Consider the following 18,310-nt stretch of genomic DNA (forward strand, 5'->3'; position numbering starts at 1 on the left):
TCGGCGACGCGTCGTCGCCGGCATCGCCGGCCGGTGCGCGCTTCGCGGTGCAGCTCGGTTCGTTCAAGGACGACGCGACGGCCCGTTCGTGGGCAACCAAATTGAAATCGGCGGGAGTGCCCGCATATGTCGAGCATCGCAAGCAGGCGGACGGCAGCACGGCTACACTGTTGCGTGCGGGCCCGTTCGCGGATCGCTCGGCGGCCTCCGCCGCGATCGCGAAGGTGCGCGAAGCCGGGTTGACGCAGTAACACGATGCTGACGGCTTTCGACTACGCTGTATTGGCGGTGATTGTGTTGTCGGCGCTGCGCGGGGCGTGGCGCGGCTTCGTATCGGAGATATTCGGGCTGATCGGCTGGATTGCGGCGGTCGTGATCGCGGGCCGCTACGTCGGGCTGGTCGTGCCGTACATTCCGGCGAATTGGCCGGGCGGCGCGCTGACGCAGTGGGCGATCGCCTTCGCGCTGCTCGTGATCGGCGTCGTGCTGGTCGCCGGTGTCGCCAACGCGCTGCTGTCGCGGATCGCGCAGGCCAGTGGCCTGGGCGGCGTCGACCGCTCGCTGGGCATGATGTTCGGGCTCGTCCGCGGCTGTGTGCTGGTGGTGCTGCTGGTCGCGGCGGCCGGGCTGACCGAACTGCCCAAACAGGATTTCTGGCGCAATGCGCTATTGCGTCCTTTCGCCGAACAGGGCGTGCACGAGCTGAAGCAGCTCCTGCCCGACGGCATGGCCCAGTACGTACGCGTGTGACGACGCGGCTGGGCAGGACGGAACCGTTTTTGTCATTCTGAAGGACATGCCATGTGCGGCATCGTAGGCGTTATCTCCCAATCCCCGGTCAATCAGCTGATCTATGACAGCCTGCTGCTGCTGCAGCATCGCGGTCAGGACGCGGCGGGCATCGCGACGGCGGACGGCAGCAATTTCCACATGTACAAGGCGAACGGCATGGTGCGCGACGTGTTCCGCACGCGCAACATGCGCAGCCTGCCCGGCACCTACGGCATCGGCCAGGTGCGCTACCCGACGGCCGGTTCGGCGTCGAGCGAGGCCGAGGCGCAGCCGTTCTACGTGAACGCGCCGTTCGGGATCATCCTCGCGCACAACGGCAACCTGACGAACTGGCAGCAGCTGAAGGACGAGATGTTCCGGATCGACCGCCGGCACATCAACACCAATTCCGACAGCGAAGTGCTGCTCAACGTGTTCGCGCACGAGCTGCAACTGTCGACCACCGGCCTCGAGCTCGATCCGGCGTCGGTGTTCAAGGCGGTCTCGGGCGTGCATCGCCGCCTGGAGGGGTCGTACGCGATCGTGTCGCTGATCGCCGGCTACGGCCTGCTTGCGTTCCGCGATCCGTTCGGCATTCGTCCGCTCTGCATCGGCAAGCTCGAGACCGAGCACGGCACCGAATGGATGGTCGCGTCGGAATCGGTGGCGGTAGAAGGCATCGGTTTCGAATTCGTGCGCGACCTGGAGCCGGGCGAAGCGATCTTCATCGACAAGGCCGGTAATTTCCACAGCCAGCAGTGCGCGGAGAACCCGACGCTGAATCCGTGCATGTTCGAATACGTGTACCTTGCGCGTCCGGATTCGTGCCTCGACGGCGTGCCCGTCTACAACGTGCGCCTGCGCATGGGCGACTATCTCGCCGAGAAGATCAAGCGCGAGCTGCCGAACGTGCCGATCGACGTCGTGATGCCGATTCCCGATTCGTCGCGCCCGGCCGCGATGCAGGTCGCCGCGAAGCTCGGCGTCGAGTATCGCGAAGGCTTCTTCAAGAACCGCTACGTCGGCCGCACGTTCATCATGCCGGGGCAGGCCGTGCGCAAGAAGTCGGTGCGCCAGAAGCTCAACGCGATGAGCATCGAGTTCAAGGACAAGAACGTGCTGATCGTCGACGATTCGATCGTGCGCGGCACGACCTCGCATGAAATCGTGCAGATGGCGCGCGATGCGGGCGCGAAGTCGGTGATCTTCGCGTCGGCCGCGCCGCCCGTGAAGTTCCCGAACGTGTACGGCATCGATATGCCGACGCGCGGCGAGCTCGTCGCGCATGGCCGCACCGACGAGGAAGTCGCGAAGATGATCGGCGCCGACCACCTGATCTACCAGGACGTCGACGACCTGCGCCGCGCGGTGCGCGACATCAACCCGAAGCTCGAGCGCTTCGAGGCATCGTGCTTCGACGGCAACTACATCACCGGCGACGTGACGCCCGAGTATCTGGATGCGATCGAGCGCGCGCGTCTCGCGCCGGCGTCGCAGGCCGATCGCGATACGGCCGGCGACACCGAACGTTCGCAGATGAACCTGCAGCTGTCGGTCGAGTGACACCGGCGCACGCTTGTATCGAGGCGTGATAGGATGTGGCCTTGCGTCGATTTGATATCAGCTTGCGGACGCGGGGCACCTTCCCAAAACAGCTAAAGCGAAGGCCGGCGGCAGCCGGCCCGAGTCGATCGCTGTCGTACCGCACCGAAGCCCGCTGATGCCGACGCATAGCGGGCTTTTTGTTTTTTTGGCCTGGTTTTGATCTGGCCTGCGCGACGCGCGCGGCCATCGGATACGGAAAACGGAACATGGACGACTCCCTCAACTTCGACACGCTTGCCGTGCGCGCAGGCACGCTGCGCAGCGACTTCAACGAGCACTCGGAAGCGCTGTTCCTCACGTCGAGCTTCTGCTTCTCGAGCGCGGCCGATGCGGCCGAGCGCTTCGCGAACTCGGAAGACTACTTCACCTATTCGCGCTTCACGAACCCGACCGTCACCATGTTCCAGGAGCGTCTCGCGGCGCTCGAGGGCGGCGAGGCGTGCATCGCGACGGCGTCGGGGATGGCCGCGATCATGTCGGTCGTGATGTCCGCGCTGCAGGCGGGCGACCACCTGGTCAGCTCGCGCAGCCTGTTCGGCTCGACGCTCGGGATGTTCTCGCAGATCTTCAGCAAGTTCGGGATCACGACGACCTTCGTCGACCCGACCGACCTCAACGCATGGCAGGAAGCCGTGCGGCCGGAAACGAAGATGTTCTTCCTCGAGACGCCGTCGAACCCGCTGACCGAACTCGCCGACATCGAGGCGATCGGCAAGATCGCGAAGGCCGCGAACGCGCTGTTCGTCGTCGACAACTGTTTCTGCAGCCCGGTGCTGCAGCAGCCGCTGAAGCTCGGCGCGGATGTCGTGATGCACTCGGCGACGAAATTCCTCGACGGGCAGGGCCGCGTGCTCGGCGGCGCGCTGGTCGGCTCGAAGGAATTCATCATGGGCAAGGTGTTCCCGTTCGTGCGCAGCGCGGGCCCGACGTTGTCGGCCTTCAACGCATGGGTGCTGCTGAAGGGAATGGAGACGCTGTCGCTGCGCGTCGAGAAGCAATCGGCGAACGCGCTGGAAATCGCGCGCTGGCTCGATTCGCATCCGGCCGTGGCGCGCGTGTTCTATCCGGGCCTCGAATCGCATCCGCAGCATGCGCTCGCGAAGCGCCAGCAGAAGGCTGGCGGCGCGATCGTGTCGTTCGAGCTGAAGGGCGACACGCCCGAGCAGCAGCGCGCGAACGCCTGGCGCGTGATCGACAGTACGAAGCTGGTGTCGATCACCGGCAACCTCGGCGACACGCGCACGACGATCACGCATCCGGCCACCACGACGCACGGCCGCATCACGCCGGAAGCGCGCGCGGCGGCCGGGATCACCGAAGGGCTGATCCGCCTGGCGGTCGGCCTCGAGCACGCAGCCGACGTTCGTGCCGATCTGGCGCGCGGCCTCGAAGGCTGAGTCGAGCGGCCGGTTTCCGGGCCGGCATGAATGACACGGGCCGCTCGAAAGAGCGGCCCGTTGTCGTTTCGGCGCACGCGACGGCGCGTGCGATTCGTTGCCCGGTTCAGCCGGCGTGCGCGGGCGGCGCGTCGCGCATCGTGTCGACCATCCATCGCAGCGTTTCGTCGAGCGGCGTGACCGGCAAGTCGCCCACCGCGCGCCGCAGCTTGTCGCGCGACCCGCTCAGGCTTTTCACCTCGTTGTGCCGCACGAAGCGCGGATCGATCGTCACGTCGATCACGTAACCGGCGATGCGCGACAGCATCGCGAGCACTTCCTTCAGCGAATACGCGCGCTCCGAGCACACGTTGAACGTCTCGCCGGCCGGTGCGGCTTCGACCAGCTTCAGATAGGCGGCCGTCACGTCGCGTACGTCGGAGAAATCGCGGCTCACGTCGAGGTTGCCGAGCGAGATCCGCGGGGCGTTGCGCGCGTAGTGCGCGACGAGCTTCGGCAGCAGGTAGGCGTCGCTCTGGCCGACCCCCGTGTAGTTGAACGGCCGCGCGATCACGATCGGCAGCCGGTCGGCCCACAGCTTCGCCGCATATTCCATCGCGAGCTTGCTGACCGCGTAGTCGTTCGCCGGGGCCGGCGCGACGGTTTCGTCGAGCACGCCGGCCGTCGAGTTGCCGTAGATGTTCGCGCTGCTGGCCAGCAGCACGGCCGACGGGCGGCGGTCGAGGCCCGCGAGCGCGGCCAGCAGGTTGCGCGTGCCGGTGATGTTGACCGCGTAGGTCTGCGACGGCTCGTCCTGCGCGACGTGCGCGCGCGCGGCGAGATGCACGACCGCATCGGGACGCGCGTCGGCCGCGGCCGCGCGCATCGCATCGGCGTCGAGCAGATCGACGGGCAGCAGCGTGCAGTGCGCGAACGCCGGATCGTCGGGCCGCGGCGCGCCGGGCGCGACCGTGCCCCAGACGTCATAGCCGGCCGCCTGCAGGCGTTCGGCCATGTAGCGGCCCGTGAAGCCCGTCAGGCCCGTGACGAACGCACGGCGCGACGGGCGTCCGGTTTCAGAACGTGTCATGGTGTTGGTTCCGCGTCAAATCCGCTTCGACCATCATCTGGCAAAGTTGTTCGAGCGTCGTCTTCGGTGCCCAGCCGAGCTTGGCCTTGGCCTTGTCCGCGCAGCCGATCAGCAGGTCGACCTCGGCAGGGCGGTAGAACTTCGGATTCACTTCGACGAGCACGGTGCCGGTCGCCGCGTCGAGGCCGCGCTCCTGTTCGCCCTTGCCGGCCCATTCGATCTGGTAGCCGGCCGCCGCGAAGGCCATCCGCACGAAGTCGCGCACGGTCTCGGTGCGATTGGTCGCCAGCACGTAGGTGTCGGGCTCGTCGGCCTGCAGCATGCGCCACATTCCTTCGACGTATTCGAGCGCGAAGCCCCAGTCGCGTTTCGCATCGAGGTTGCCGAGCTCGATGCGCGTCGCCTTGCCGAGCTTGATCTTCGCGATCGTGTCGGTGATCTTGCGCGTGACGAACTCGCGGCCGCGCAGCGGCGACTCATGGTTGAACAGGATGCCGCTGCTGCCGAACAGGCCGTACGACTCGCGGTAGTTCACGGTCATCCAGTGCGCGTACAGCTTCGCGACGCCGTACGGGCTGCGCGGATAGAACGCGGTCGTTTCGGTCTGCGGAATCGCCTGCACCTTGCCGAACATCTCCGACGTCGACGCCTGGTAGAAACGCGTTTTCGGGCTCACGACGCGGATCGCCTCGAGCAGGTTCAGCGGGCCGATGCCGGTCACCTCGGCGGTCGTCGCCGGCTGGTCGAACGATACGCCGACGAAGCTCTGCGCGGCGAGGTTGTACAGTTCGTCGGGCTGCGTGCGTTCGAGCAGGCGCAGGCTCGAGCCGGCGTCGGTCAGGTCGTGTTCGACGAGCGTGAGGTTCGGGTGCGTGTCGACGCCGAGCTCGGCGATGCGCCAGAAATTCACCGAGCTGGTGCGGCGGTAGGTGCCGGTGACCTCGTAGCCCTTGTCGAGCAGCAGCTTGGTCAGGTACGCACCGTCTTGGCCCGAAATCCCGGTGATGATGGCCTTCTTGCGAGTTTGGCTCATGGCGTTGTCCTGGTAGAAACGATGGATGGTGAAATTCAGGCGGTCGTGCCGGCGGCTGCCGGCAGCGCGCGGCGTGCGGGGCCGCGCGTCAGGCGCCGTTCGAAGCCGTACCAGCTCAGGGTCGCGTAAGCGAGCGTGATCGCCAGCGCGAGCGCGGCCGTGACGAAACGGTTCAGGTGCAGCGGCCAGAGCGCATACAGCACGCTCAGGTGGATCAGGTACACGGTGTAGCTGACGGTGCCGACGTAGACGAGCATCGGGTTCGTCAGCACGCGTTGCACGAGGCCGCGCCCGCGCAGCGCGATCACGACGATCGACGTGCACAGCAGCAGCGAGATGCTGTAGAGCGCCGCATTCGACAGCGGCGTGTTCGCGGCGCGAAAGCGCGGGAACGACAGGTGCAGCCAGCCGAGGATCGCGAGCGACACGAGCGCGCCGACGATCGCGAGCGGGTAGAACGGCTCCAGCGCGCGCCGGTCGCGGCGCAGCACGATCGCGAGCAAGGCGCCTGCCGCGAGCAGGTCCATCCGGAACGGCGTCAGGTAGTAGATCGGCCAGAACGAATCGAACCACGGCGTCGCGATCGCGCGCAGCACCGGCGCGGCGACGATCAGCGCGGCGGCGATCCACAGCAGCGCGCGCTCCGAGCACCACAGCACGACGAACGGCCAGAAGATGTAGAACTGCTCCTCGACCGCGAGCGACCACAGCACGTTCAGGCTGTCGTGGCCGATGCTGCCGAGCGACAGGCCGATGTTGGTCGAGAAAAATGCAAACCACGGCCAGTGCGGCAGCCAGCTCGCGCCGAACAGGAGCGTCGACACCACCAGCAGCAGCACGTACGGCGGCAGGATGCGGCGCACGCGGCGCGCATAGAAGTGGCTGAAGTACGACTGCCCGCGCGCCTTGCGATCGAGCAGGATGCCGGTGATCAGCAGGCCGCTCAGCACGAAGAACAGGTCGACGCCCATCCACAGCGGCGCTTTCAGCGCGTGCTGCAGGAACACGGCGCCCACCGCGATCGCACGCAGCCCGTCGAGCTGCACGATGCGGCCGTGTTGCGGCGGGGTCAGGTCGGCGGTTCGCGAGGTGCCCGTCATCGCGCCGCTCCTTTGCGACGCGCGGCGCGGGCCGCGGCGTGTCGCACATCCGATGCGTGAACGTAATGCATGCCTTTAAATGAAATATCGAGTCGAAATCGATTCTAGGGAAAAGAAATCGGCAAAAAAACGCGCGCCATTTATCTGACGGAAAACATTCAAATGCCGATTATTCCGGTCTCGAGATGAAAGATTGACGCCGGAGGCCCGCGGCAGGCGGTGCGGAGCGGCATTTTCTACGCGGTGGCGAGCGCAAGGCGGTCGATATTGCCGTTTTCGGATGCCGATTACTGCATGTTTCGCTTCGATATCTCCGGCAGAAACATCCCCAAATATTTCCAAATTTCTTGTGATTATTTTTGCTTGTAACCTGCATCGCGACGTTTGAAACCCATTTAGCGGCAGGGTGCGCCGGCGGTAATCCGCGGCGGCGCCGGCCGCTGTTGCATCAAGTCTGGAGAAGCGCATTGCGACGTCTGATTCTGGTAGGCATGACGGTAGGCGCGGCGCTGCTGACGAGCACCGCGCCGGCCGAAACGGTGTTGCCCGCGACGACGTCGTGGATCGGCAACACGTTCGGCTATGGCGATGGCAGCTGGACGCAAATCGACATCCGCGCGATCGCGGTGACGCCTGACGGCAAGGTGTATACGAATGCGCCGTGGGACGAGAGCGGGGCCGAGGCGAGCGTCTACCAGGACGGGAAGATGCTCGGCTTCGCCGGCGGCACGCACGGCTGGGGCAATCTCGGCGGCAATGCCATCGCGGTGAACGGCAAGTACGCGTATGTCGCGATCGGCGTCGGCAACGAGCGCGGTCACCTGCAGTCGCCCGGCATCTGGCCGGACAAGGGCAAGCAGTGGTTCGGCATCTCGCGGCGCACGATCGGCGACATGAAGCAGCCCGCGCCGTTTCGCGCGTCGCCGCAGGTCGCGCCGGGCGGGCGCGCCGACGCCGGCCGCGCGCGGATGGCCGCGAGCTTCATGATGATGAACGAGGTACCGGCCCCCGCGCGCTCGGAAGTGGGCGAGGCGAAGGCGGAAGTGGGCGGCCTCGCGGCCGACGACAAGACGTTGTTCGCGACGAATCCGTCGCGCGACGTCGTGGATGTCTACGACGCCGAGACGATGCAGCAGAAGGGCACGTGGAGCGCGCACGAGCCGGGCCGCATCGCGCTCGCCGGGGACGGCACGCTGTGGCTGCTGACCGATACGCTGACCGGGCCCGCGCATCTCGTGCACGTGCGCGCCGACGGCCGCAAGCTCGACGATGCGCCCGCGCTGCCGGAAGGTACCGACGCCGTGGACGTGGCGGTCGACGCGAAAGAGCGCGTGCTCGTCGCGGACAACGGGCCGCGCCAGCAGATCCTGATTTTCTCGAAAGGCGGCAAGGGTTATGCGCAGTCCGGCACGTTCGGCGAGCGCGGCGGCATTTTCGCGGGCCCCGTGCCGGGGCGTCCCGGGCCGCAGCGCTTCAACGGGCTGACGGGCGTCGGCGTCGACCGCGCGGGCAACATCTACGTGTCGATGAACGGCATCGGGCCGCGCCACGACACGATCGGCGCCGGGCTCGGCGCGGTGCTCGAAAGCTACACGCCGGACGGCAAGCCGCGCTGGCAGGTGCAGGGGCTGCTGTTCGTCGACGGCGCGTGGCTCGACCCCGCGCGGCCGAACAGCGTGTACACGGGCAACAAGCGCTTCGAGCTCGACCTGTCGAAGCCGCCGGGCCAGGACTGGAAATACGTCGGCTTCCTGTCGAACCGCTTCAAGTATCCGGACGACCCGGTGTTTCACACCGATCAGTATCCCGGCATGCCGCTCGCGCGGCGGCTCGACGGCCGCACGCTCCTGTACCTGACCGACATGTACGCCGATCACCTGAAGATCTACCGCTTCGACGCGAAGCGCGACGGCGAGGTCGCGATTCCGTCGGGCCTGATCGCGGGCCGCGCGCGGCCGGTCGACAAGGTGGCGAACAAGCCGCCTGGCGGCGACTGGCTGTGGCGCGACGCGAACGGCAACGGCCGGCTCGACGCCGACGAATTCACGACCAACACGACGACCAAGGCGAGGGCGGGCGGCTGGGGCTGGTGGGTCGACACGAAGGGCGACATCTGGCGCACGAGCGACGTACGCGGCATTCACCGCTTCGCTTACGGCGGGCTCGACAAGGCCGGCAACCCGGTCTACTCGTACGACAAGGTCACGACCTACCCGATGCCGCAGCCGTTCACGCAGCTGCGCCGCGCGATCTACGACGCGCAGACCGACACGCTGTACGTGACCGGCTACACGGCCGATGCGCCGCCGCAGCCGGGCATCAACAAGGAAGTCGGGCGCGTGCTGGTGCGCTTCGACAAGTGGTCGACCGGCTCGCCCGTGGTGCGTTACACGGTCGCGCTGCCGTGGCAGCTCGATGCGAAACCGATCCTCGACCTGATCGGGATCACGGTCGAGGGCCGCTACATCTTCACCGTGGAGCCGGTCGGCAAGATCCACGTGTACGACAAGGACACCGGCAAGGAAGTGGGCGTGATGAGCCCGGGCGCCGAGGTCGGCAAGGCATCCGGCTGGGTCGACGTGCCGTTCGGCATCAGCGCATTCCGGCGCGAGAACGGCGAATACCTCGTGTTCGTCGAGGAAGACGCGCGCGGCAAGGTGCTCATGTATCGCTGGAAACCGTGACGGGCGGCGCGCCGTCGTCGACGTCACTCAAGGCTCAAGCATGGACAAAGGCATACTCAAGAACGTTTCGATCAACTTCATCGGGCTGATCCTGCCGACCTTCGTGTCGCTGGTGACGGTGCCCGCCTACATCCACGCGCTCGGCGTCGAGCGTTATGGCGTCGTCAGCCTCGTGTGGACGCTGATCGGCTATTTCGGGATCCTCGATCTCGGGATGAGCATGGCCGCGCAGAACCACATCTCCAAGGCGCTCGCGAGCGGCAATGCCGACGAAAGCGCGCGCGTGTTCTGGAGCGCGTTCTGGCTGAATCTCGGCACCGGCATCGTCGGCGGGCTGCTGATCTATTTCGGCGCGTTCGTCTACACCGCGTACTTCACGAAGGTGTCGGCCGCGATGCAGCACGAGGTGTATCTCGCGTTGCCGTGGCTCGCGCTCGCGATTCCGCTCGCGAACGTGTCGTGGGTGTTCGCCGGCGCGATCAACGGCGCCGAGCGGTTCGGCGTGTTCAACACGAACCAGACGATCGGCACCTTCCTGTTCCAGCTGCTGCCGCTCGGCGCCGCGTGGTGGATCGCGCCGAACCTGCAGACGGTGCTCGCGGCGGCCGTCGTCGCGCGCCTGATCGCGGCGGTGATGCTCGGCCAGGCCAGCATCAAGGTGCTCGGCATCCGGCGCATCGATCCGCCGCAGTGGGGCACCGCGAAAGGGCTGTTCAACTTCGGCGGCTGGATGCTGATCGCGAGCACGACCAGCATGATCGCCGACACGCTCGACCGCGTGATGCTCGGCGCCGGCATGGGCGCGAAGTTCGTTACCTACTACACGGTGCCGCAGAACCTCGTCACGCGCCTGAACATGCTGCCGAACGCGCTCGTGCGCACGCTGTTCCCGCGCCTGTCGGCGGTCGGCCGCGACCATGCCGACACGCTCGCGCGCCAGTCGCTCGAATTCCTGAACGGCGTGTTCACGCCGGTCGGCATCGTCGCGATCTTCGCGCTCGCGCCGTTCCTCACGCTGTGGGTCGGCGCCGATCTCGCCGCGCATTCGGCGCCGGTCGGCCGCGTGCTGGTGATCAGCGTGTGGCTCGTCGGCCAGGCGAGCGTGACGCGGATCCTGATCCAGTCGCAGGTCAATCCGGCCCGCGCGGCATTCGCCGGGCTCGTCGAGATGCCGTTCTTCGTCGGCGGCCTGTGGTTCGGCATTCATCACTTCGGGCTGATCGGCGCGGCGGTGGTCGTCGCGGCGCGCGCGCTGGTCGACTACGGCGTGCTGCTGTACCTGTCGGCGATCCGGATGCGCGCGATCGTGCTCGACATGCTCGCGCACCTCGCCTTCCTGCTGGCGAGCCTGTTCCTGGCGCAGGCATGGCCGGGGCTCGGCGAGTCGATCGGCATGTGCGCGGTCGTACTGGTGCTGAACGTCGCGTGGTCGCTCACGATGACGCCGGGGTTGCGTGCGCTCGTGCGCGACCTGTTTGTCCGTCTCAATGCGAGGAAAACCGTATGAATCGCGATCTGGCGGAACACGCCGTATTGAATCTCTCCACGGCCGATGCCGCCGTGGCCGAAGCCGGCGACGTCGCCGCCCTGCGCCGGCCCGTGCCGGCCGGGCGCGCCAGCGCGCGGCAGCCGTCGCGCGCGCTGCGCGTGGCGATCGTCCACGACTGGCTCGTCACCTATGCCGGCGCCGAGCGCGTGCTGGAGCAGATCGTCGCGTGCTTTCCCGACGCCGACCTGTTCAGCCTCGTCGATTTTCTCGACGACCGCGCATTCGTGCGCGGCAAGCCGGTGACGACGTCCTTCATCCAGAAGCTGCCGTTCGCGCGCACCAAGTACCGCGGCTACCTGCCGCTGATGCCGCTCGCGATCGAGCAGCTCGACGTGTCCGAGTACGACCTCGTGATCTCGAGCAGCCACGCGGTCGCGAAGGGCGTGCTGACGGGGCCGGACCAGGTGCACATCAGCTACGTGCATTCGCCGATCCGCTACGCGTGGGACCTGCAGCACCAGTATCTGGAGCAGTCGAATCTCACGCATGGGCCGAAATCGCTGCTCGCGCGGATGATTCTCCACTACATCCGCAACTGGGACACGCGCACCGCGAACGCGGTGGACGGCTTCGTCGCGAATTCCGCGTTCATCGCGCGACGCATCAAGAAGGTCTACCACCGCGACGCGGCGGTGATCTTCCCGCCGGTCGACGTCGACGCGTTTTCGCTGAACGCCGACAAGGAGGATTTCTACCTGACCGCGTCGCGGATGGTGCCGTACAAGAAGATCGACCTGATCGTCGAGGCTTTCTCGCACACGCCCGAGCGCAAGCTCGTCGTGATCGGCGACGGCCCCGAGATGCAGAAGATCCGCGCGAAGGCCGGCCCGAACGTCGAGATCATGGGCTATCAGCCGTTCGCGGTGCTGCACGACCGGATGCGGCGCGCGAAGGCGTTCGTGTTCGCGGCCGAGGAGGATTTCGGGATCTCGGTCGTCGAGGCGCAGGCGTGCGGCACGCCGGTGATCGCGTACGGCAAGGGCGGCGCGCTCGAGACCGTGCTCGACCCGCAGTCGAACCCGAACCCGACCGGGCTGTTCTTCGACGAACAGACGCCGCACGCGATCGTCGCGGCCGTCGACGACTTCGAGCGCGCGCCGCAGCGCTTCACGCCGGGCGCCTGCCGCACGAACGCGGAGCGGTTCTCCGCCGATACGTTCCGGCGGCGTTTCCTCGACTACGTGGAGGCGGCGCTGCCCGGTTCGACCGCGCAGCGCGGCACGGCGATCGCACCGATGCCGGCCGCGCGCGGCCCGGCGACGCTCGTGCTCGACCAGAGCGGCGTGCTCGGCGGCGCCGAGCTGTCGCTGCTCGAGATCATGAAGCACATGCGCGCGAACGCCGACGTGCTGCTGTTCGACGACGGCCCGTTCCGCGCGGCGCTCGACGAGATCGGCGCGCGTGTCGACGTGGTCGACCAGGGCGCGCTCGCCGGCGTGCGCAAGCAGGGCGGCGTGTCGTTCGGCGCGGTGAAGCAGCTCGTGCGGCTGGTGCGCGACGTCGCGCGCCGCGCGCGCCGCGCCGAAGTGATCTATGCGAACACGCAGCGCGCGATGGTCGTCGCCGCGCTGGCCGGGCGGCTCGCGCGCAAGCCGGTCGTCTGGCATCTGCGCGACATCGTCAGCACCGACCATTTCGGCAGCAAGCAGTTGCTGGCGATCAAGTATTGCGCACGGCTCGGCGTGACGCGCGTGATCGCGAACTCCGACGCGTCCGCGCAGGCGTTCCGCACGCTGACGGGCTTCACGCCGCAGCACGTCGACGTCGTGTTCAACGGTATTTCGGCCGAGCCGTTCGACGCGCTGGAAGGCGTCAACCCGGCCGCGCTGCGCACGCGCCTCGGGTTGCCCGAGCACGCGTGGCTCGTCGGCTCGTTCAGCCGCCTCGCGCGCTGGAAAGGGCAGCACGTGCTGCTGGAGGCCGCCGCACGGCATCCCGACATGCACGTGGTGCTGGTCGGCGCGCCGCTGTTCGGCGAGGACGAATACGCTGCGCAGCTGCACGAATTCGTCGCGCAACACGGGATGGACGAGCGGGTGCATTTCCTCGGGTTCCAGCGCGACGTGGCCGCCTGCATGACGGCGGTCGACGTCGTCGCGCATACGTCCATCACGCCGGAGCCGTTCGGGCGCGTGATCGTCGAAGGGATGCTCGCGCGCCGGCCGGTCGTCGCGGCCCGCGCGGGCGGCGTCGTCGAGATCATCGAGGACGGCGACAACGGGCTGCTTTGCGAGCCGGGCGATGCGATCGCGCTGGCCAGCGCGCTGGAGACGCTGAAGCGCGACGGTGCGCTGCGCGAGCGGCTCGTCGCGAGCGGGCGCGCGACGGCGGTGCGCCGCTTCGGCACCGAGACCTATGTGGAGCGCGTCGAGAAGATCCTTGCGGATACGGCGAAGGCCGCGAAGGCGAAGAAGCGGTAGCCGTTGCCGGCGCGCGCCGGCGGGAAACGAGCCCTCATGCGGCGGTGCGCCGCGTGAGGGCTTTGCTTTTCAGCGGGCATGATGGGTCCGGCGAGCGCCGGGCCGGGCGGTTTGCGGCGCGCATGACGCGCAAGACCGGCCGATCGCGTCTGGATGGCGACCATGAAGCGGGGCAGCCGCGCGGCGGAAACCGGCCGGGAACGGCATGGGCGGGCCCTGGCGCGGTCGGACGACGGCAGGCTGCCCATCCCCGCACACCCCGGCATGCAACCGCGTGCCGGCCATGAAAACGCCCCCGCACGGCGACACGCCGCACGGGGGCGCCGATACCCGGCCGACTGCGTCAGACGGCCCGTTCGGGCCCCGGCGCGACGACGCGGGCCGGGCGGGTCGGCTTGAAGCTGGCCGACCACATCATCGCCGGCCGTTCGAACAGCCGGTAGAACAGGTACGCGACGGGGATCGCGGCGGCCATGAACGCGAACGACGGCCAGATCGACAGCTGCAGCTCGGAGTGGAACAGCACCGAGCCGAGGCAGACGAACAGCGGCAGGTGGACGAGGTACAGCGAGTAGCTGAAGTCGCCGAACCAGCTCAGCACGCGCAGCGGCGGCGTCGGGCGCGGCGGGCGGGCGAGCGCGCGGTACAGGAAGCACGCGAAGCCGGCCGACCACAGCTGGAACGCGCCGTACTGGCCGAAATGGAACGCGCCGCAGCCGGCGGCCAGCAGCACGGCGGCCGCGGCGTACCACGCGCGCGACGGCACGGGGGCGGCCGCGCCGCGCGCCTGCTGCGCACGCACGTCGGCGATCCATGCGCCGATCGTCCAGGACAGCCAGTACGACGTGAAGAACTGCAGGTCGTGCCGTTCGAGCAACCACGCCGACGCGACGTTGACGAGCGCGATCGCGGCCACGACGGCCGGCATGCCGATGCGCCGGCGCAGCGCGAACAGCAGCGGGTAGATCGCGTAGAACTGCACCTCGAGCGACAGCGTCCACAGCGCGCCGTTCGACCCGTACGTGTAGCCGGCCACGCCTTGCAGCGAGAACAGGTTCACGAGGAACGCGACGATGCCGACGTCGCGGATCTTGTGGCTGACGGGCTCGATCTGCAGGCTGACCGAGTCGAGCGCGAGCGTGAACAGCAGCGCCGCGAGCAGCACCGGATAGATGCGCGCGAACCGGCGCACCCAGAAGTTCGGCGCGTCGAGCCGGTACGCGGGATTGGCCGCGAGCTTGAGCGCCGCGTTGCGGTGGATGCAGTAGCCGCTGATCACGAAGAAGATCGGCACGCCGGCGGAGCCCCACGCGAACGGGAAGGTCAGGTAGCCGGCGATCACGCCCGGGTTCAGGGCATGACCGTAAGCCTGATGGAAGCTCTGCATGCCGACCCAGACGACCTGCCGGCAGTGGAAATAGGCGACGAGCAGCGCCGCGAAGCCGCGCATCGCGTCGATCACGTGTTCCTTGTGATCGGTGACGGGCGGCGCGGCCAGAGACGATCCGCTGAAAGCTTGCATGCGATTCGATTCCTTGCGACGGATGGAGGGGAAGTTTCACCCCATCGTAATGCGCAAGAATTCGATCAATGAATAAAAAAATCTTGCCCGGAAATAACGGTTTTCCACATGATGGATTTATCCCGGTCTGAAAGCGGTTCCGCGGGCGCGTCAATTATTTACCGATTTTTTTCTGATAGTTTGAAGTTCCAGATGATTGATGCAAGGAGCGGCAAGATGGACATGCATTGGATCGCGAGCGCTGCAGTACTGCTGGTCATGGCCGTGCTGTCGGCGTACCGGGAGGCGCTGAAGAACGAACCGATTCGCCCGGGTCTCGAACGGGGCGGCGTGCCCTATATCGAGGAATTCGAATCGTAAGAATTTGTATCCGGAAAATCGGTAATTTGTTTCTGTATCGGCACTCGGTCCGGCAATATCGACCGAATGGAAGGGATTATATTTTTTTCGGAATCATTGGGCAATCGTCCATATCGATAATGAGCGGAGTGGAATTGGCAGTGCCGTCGATTCTCGATATGCCGTTCGGAACACAATCGCGCCGGGTCGCGGGTCGACGCGGCGCAGTCAACGCAATCAGGATGCGAACATGTTGAAAGTCACCAAGGCCGTGTTCCCCGTTGCCGGTCTCGGCACGCGGTTCCTCCCGGCAACGAAGGCGAGCCCGAAGGAAATGTTGCCCGTCGTCGACAAGCCGCTGATTCAGTACGCGGTCGAGGAAGCGATCAACGCCGGTATCACCGAGATGATCTTCGTGACCGGGCGCAGCAAGCGCGCGATCGAGGATCACTTCGACAAGTCGTACGAGATCGAGGCCGAACTCGAGGCGCGCGGCAAGGAAAAGCTGCTCGAACTGGTGCGCGGCATCAAGCCGAGCAACGTCAACTGCTTCTACGTGCGCCAGCCGGAAGCACTCGGTCTCGGCCATGCGGTGCTGTGCGCGGAGAAGCTCGTGCACGGCGAGCCGTTCGCGGTGATCCTCGCCGACGACCTGCTGCATGGCGAGCAGCCGGTGCTCAAGCAGCTCGTCGACGTGTTCGACCACTATCACAGCTCGGTGATCGGCGTCGAGACGATCGCGCGCGAGGACAGCCGCTCGTACGGCGTCGTCGAAGGCCGCGAATGGGAAGAGGACGTCATCAAGCTGTCGGGCATCATCGAGAAGCCGGCGCCCGAAGATGCGCCGTCGAATCTCGGCGTGGTCGGCCGCTACGTGTTCATGCCGACGATCTTCGATCATCTGCGCAAGCTCAAGCCGGGCGCCGGCGGCGAACTGCAGCTGACCGACGCGGTCCAGTCGCTGCTCGCGAACGAGCAGGTGCTCGCGTATCGCTACTTCGGCACGCGCTTCGACTGCGGCAGCAAGATCGGCTATCTCAAGGCGACCGTCGAGCTCGCGCTCCAGCATCCGGAAGTGAGCCGCGAATTCGAGGCCTACCTGCGTACCTGTTTGCCCGCGCTGGCGGCTGTCGCATAGGCCGCTGCGCGCTCCGTCGTTTCAGGTGGTGGTTGTTCCGTTGGCCCCGGCCGCTCAGGCGCCGGGGCTTTTTTGCGTCCGCACGTGCGTGCGCGGTCGTGGTGCGCGAAGGCGGTGTGTCGTACCGGATTCGGGCGTGGGGCGCGGGGGCGCGGTACCGGCGCGGTGGTGCGCCGCGGCTGAAACCGGTGCCGAAGGGCCGACCCCGGGTGTATGCGTCGGCGGTTCCGAGAGCGTCACACACACGACGTGCGTGAAGGCGGGGCTGTTTTTCCGTCGTCGGACCGGAGGCGCGTCTGCGTGACCTTCAGCGCGGCGACGCGCTCGGTTGCGTGGCGAAGTGCCGGGCGAGCATCGTGGCGATCGGCTTCTTGAAGTCGAGCAGCCGCTTTTCGAGATAGCGCCAGGACAGGTGCGCAAGCAGCACGGCGAAGGTGAATTGCAGCATCTCGGGCAGTGCTTCACGGACGAATGCCAGCATCGGCACGTGCGCGAAGGACGCGGGCAGCACGCCGAAGCGCGTCGGAATCAGGTTGTGGAACAGGTAGAAGCCGTAGCTGATCGTGCCGAGATAGACGAGCGGGCCCCAGTCGAGCAGCGCGACGACGGGGTGGTCGGGCTCGCTGACGAGCCACAGCATCAGCGCGCCGAGCGACGCGGACAGGCCGAGGTCCGCGAGCCCCGCGACCGCGTCGGGCAGCGTCGTGCACGCGGGCAGCACGAGGAAGAACACGACGCCGGCCGCGCCGAGCCAGCCGGGCGGCACGCGACGCACGGCGGCCGTGCCGCGATCGGCAAGCGCCATCGCGCCGACGCCGCCGAGCGCGATCAGTGCGAAATTCCACGGGGAAAACGCGTAGATCAGCACCGGCGACGCATCGGACAGGTAGAGCGCGAGATGCGCGAGCGCGCACAGCGCGACGGCCGCGATGCCGAGCGCGACGTGTCGCGCGGCCGGTACCGCGAGCAGCGCGAGCGGCGCGATCAGGTAGAACTGCTGTTCAACCGCGAGGCTCCAGAAGTGCGACGTGGAGCCGGGCCAGCCGTCCTTCACGACACCGATCCAGTAATTCGACAGGAACACCGCGTGCCACGCGAGCCCCAGGTTGACGCCGCGCTGGTAGAACAGCGCGTGCGCGATCGCGAGCGCGGCGAGCAGCAGGTAGTACACGGGAAAGATCCGCAGCGCGCGCTTCGCGAGGAACAGCGCGAGCGCGTGGCGGCGCGTCATGGTGCCGCGTTCGACGGCCTGGCGGTTGCGATGCAGCTCGCCGACGATCAGGAATCCGCTGATGAGGAAAAACGTCCACACACCGAGCTTGCCGACGTCGACGGCAAGGACGTGGCCCTTGTGGGACAGGAAAACGAGGATGACGGCGAGGGCTCGCAGGCCGTCGAGTCCTTTGACGTATCTGACTTCGCGCATGGAGGCATCCGGGCATTGAGCGTGCCCAGTATAGGTGCGCAAATATCGAACGTAATTCGCGTTCCGACGTATACGTGAAGGCGTTTTTTGATGCTCGAGCGTCGATGAAGTCGGTCGCGCGCAACAAAACCTGCGGGAAACCCCGCGAAAACGCATAAAAGTACTGCACGAAGCGTCAAGGCGCTTGTAGAATCCGGCGTTGAAGCGCGCGCGTTGCACGCTTCGTGTATCCAACGACCACACCTGGTAGGAGAAAC

15 protein-coding genes are annotated in these 18,310 nt (G+C 66.9%); 9 read left to right on the plus strand and 6 right to left on the minus strand.

The features are described from left to right. From G3N62_RS18675 to G3N62_RS18690, 4 genes are all read left to right on the plus strand, one after another. Window positions 1–251, plus strand: a 251-nt coding sequence (locus G3N62_RS18675; protein WP_206141278.1) for an SPOR domain-containing protein, incomplete at its 5' end; no start/stop codon positions are given. Between the two features lie 4 nt (window positions 252–255). Further along, window positions 256–750, plus strand: a complete 495-nt coding sequence (locus G3N62_RS18680) for a CvpA family protein (protein WP_124668865.1) — start codon at window positions 256–258, stop codon at window positions 748–750. 51 nt (window positions 751–801) lie between these two features. Beyond that, the gene (gene purF / locus G3N62_RS18685; protein WP_034185821.1) at window positions 802–2,334 is read left to right on the plus strand and encodes an amidophosphoribosyltransferase; all 1,533 of its coding nucleotides are present in this window, start codon (window positions 802–804) and stop codon (window positions 2,332–2,334) included. 248 nt (window positions 2,335–2,582) lie between these two features. Then, complete coding sequence (locus G3N62_RS18690) at window positions 2,583–3,773, plus strand: O-succinylhomoserine sulfhydrylase (RefSeq protein ID WP_034185822.1); 1,191 nt, start codon at window positions 2,583–2,585, stop codon at window positions 3,771–3,773. A gap of 106 nt (window positions 3,774–3,879) precedes the next feature. Here G3N62_RS18690 and G3N62_RS18695 read toward each other — a convergent pair whose 3' ends face one another. The 4 genes from G3N62_RS18695 to G3N62_RS18710 form a co-directional block, all read right to left on the minus strand. After that, a complete protein-coding gene (locus G3N62_RS18695) occupies window positions 3,880–4,842 on the minus strand; it encodes an NAD-dependent epimerase/dehydratase family protein (RefSeq protein ID WP_124668866.1) in 963 nt (320 codons plus the stop codon). Then, window positions 4,829–5,875 (minus strand): GDP-mannose 4,6-dehydratase, encoded by a 1,047-nt coding sequence (gene gmd, locus G3N62_RS18700; protein WP_124668867.1) that lies wholly within the window; start codon window positions 5,873–5,875, stop codon window positions 4,829–4,831. Before gmd ends, G3N62_RS18695 begins: the two co-directional genes overlap by 14 nt. A gap of 35 nt (window positions 5,876–5,910) precedes the next feature. After that, the gene (locus tag G3N62_RS18705) at window positions 5,911–6,975 is read right to left on the minus strand and encodes an acyltransferase (protein WP_034185825.1); all 1,065 of its coding nucleotides are present in this window, start codon (window positions 6,973–6,975) and stop codon (window positions 5,911–5,913) included. 75 nt (window positions 6,976–7,050) lie between these two features. Next, entirely contained in the window at window positions 7,051–7,443 is a 393-nt protein-coding gene (locus G3N62_RS18710) for a hypothetical protein (RefSeq protein ID WP_080287701.1), read from the minus strand. A 23-nt stretch (window positions 7,444–7,466) separates the two neighbouring features. Here G3N62_RS18710 and G3N62_RS18715 point away from each other — a divergent pair, with 23 nt between their 5' ends. Genes G3N62_RS18715 through G3N62_RS18725 form a run of 3 tightly spaced genes read left to right on the plus strand, consistent with a single transcriptional unit; the run spans window position 7,467 to window position 13,628 of the window. Next, on the plus strand, window positions 7,467–9,659 hold the full coding sequence (locus G3N62_RS18715; protein ID WP_185733029.1) for a hypothetical protein: 2,193 nt from the start codon (window positions 7,467–7,469) through the stop codon (window positions 9,657–9,659). 40 nt (window positions 9,660–9,699) lie between these two features. Next, on the plus strand, window positions 9,700–11,166 hold the full coding sequence (locus G3N62_RS18720; protein WP_034185827.1) for a flippase: 1,467 nt from the start codon (window positions 9,700–9,702) through the stop codon (window positions 11,164–11,166). Further along, complete coding sequence (locus G3N62_RS18725) at window positions 11,163–13,628, plus strand: glycosyltransferase family 4 protein (RefSeq protein WP_034185828.1); 2,466 nt, start codon at window positions 11,163–11,165, stop codon at window positions 13,626–13,628. Before G3N62_RS18720 ends, G3N62_RS18725 begins: the two co-directional genes overlap by 4 nt. Window positions 13,629–13,971: 343 nt before the next feature. On the opposite strand, the gene G3N62_RS18730 is transcribed toward G3N62_RS18725, so the two are convergent. Continuing rightward, window positions 13,972–15,150, minus strand: coding sequence for an acyltransferase (locus tag G3N62_RS18730; RefSeq protein ID WP_034185829.1), 1,179 nt, complete (start codon window positions 15,148–15,150; stop codon window positions 13,972–13,974). 216 nt (window positions 15,151–15,366) lie between these two features. Between G3N62_RS18730 and G3N62_RS18735 the strand changes: the two genes are divergently transcribed. Both G3N62_RS18735 and galU read left to right on the plus strand, forming a co-directional pair. Continuing rightward, window positions 15,367–15,510, plus strand: coding sequence for a hypothetical protein (locus G3N62_RS18735; protein ID WP_006479318.1), 144 nt, complete (start codon window positions 15,367–15,369; stop codon window positions 15,508–15,510). Between the two features lie 229 nt (window positions 15,511–15,739). Continuing rightward, complete coding sequence (gene galU, locus G3N62_RS18740; RefSeq protein ID WP_034185830.1) at window positions 15,740–16,627, plus strand: UTP--glucose-1-phosphate uridylyltransferase GalU; 888 nt, start codon at window positions 15,740–15,742, stop codon at window positions 16,625–16,627. A 307-nt stretch (window positions 16,628–16,934) separates the two neighbouring features. On the opposite strand, the gene G3N62_RS18745 is transcribed toward galU, so the two are convergent. Next, complete coding sequence (locus G3N62_RS18745) at window positions 16,935–18,053, minus strand: acyltransferase (protein ID WP_124668871.1); 1,119 nt, start codon at window positions 18,051–18,053, stop codon at window positions 16,935–16,937. Window positions 18,054–18,310 lie beyond the last annotated feature (257 nt).

The organism is Burkholderia sp. Tr-20355, assembly GCF_017104685.1.
Classification (GTDB): domain Bacteria; phylum Pseudomonadota; class Gammaproteobacteria; order Burkholderiales; family Burkholderiaceae; genus Burkholderia; species Burkholderia seminalis.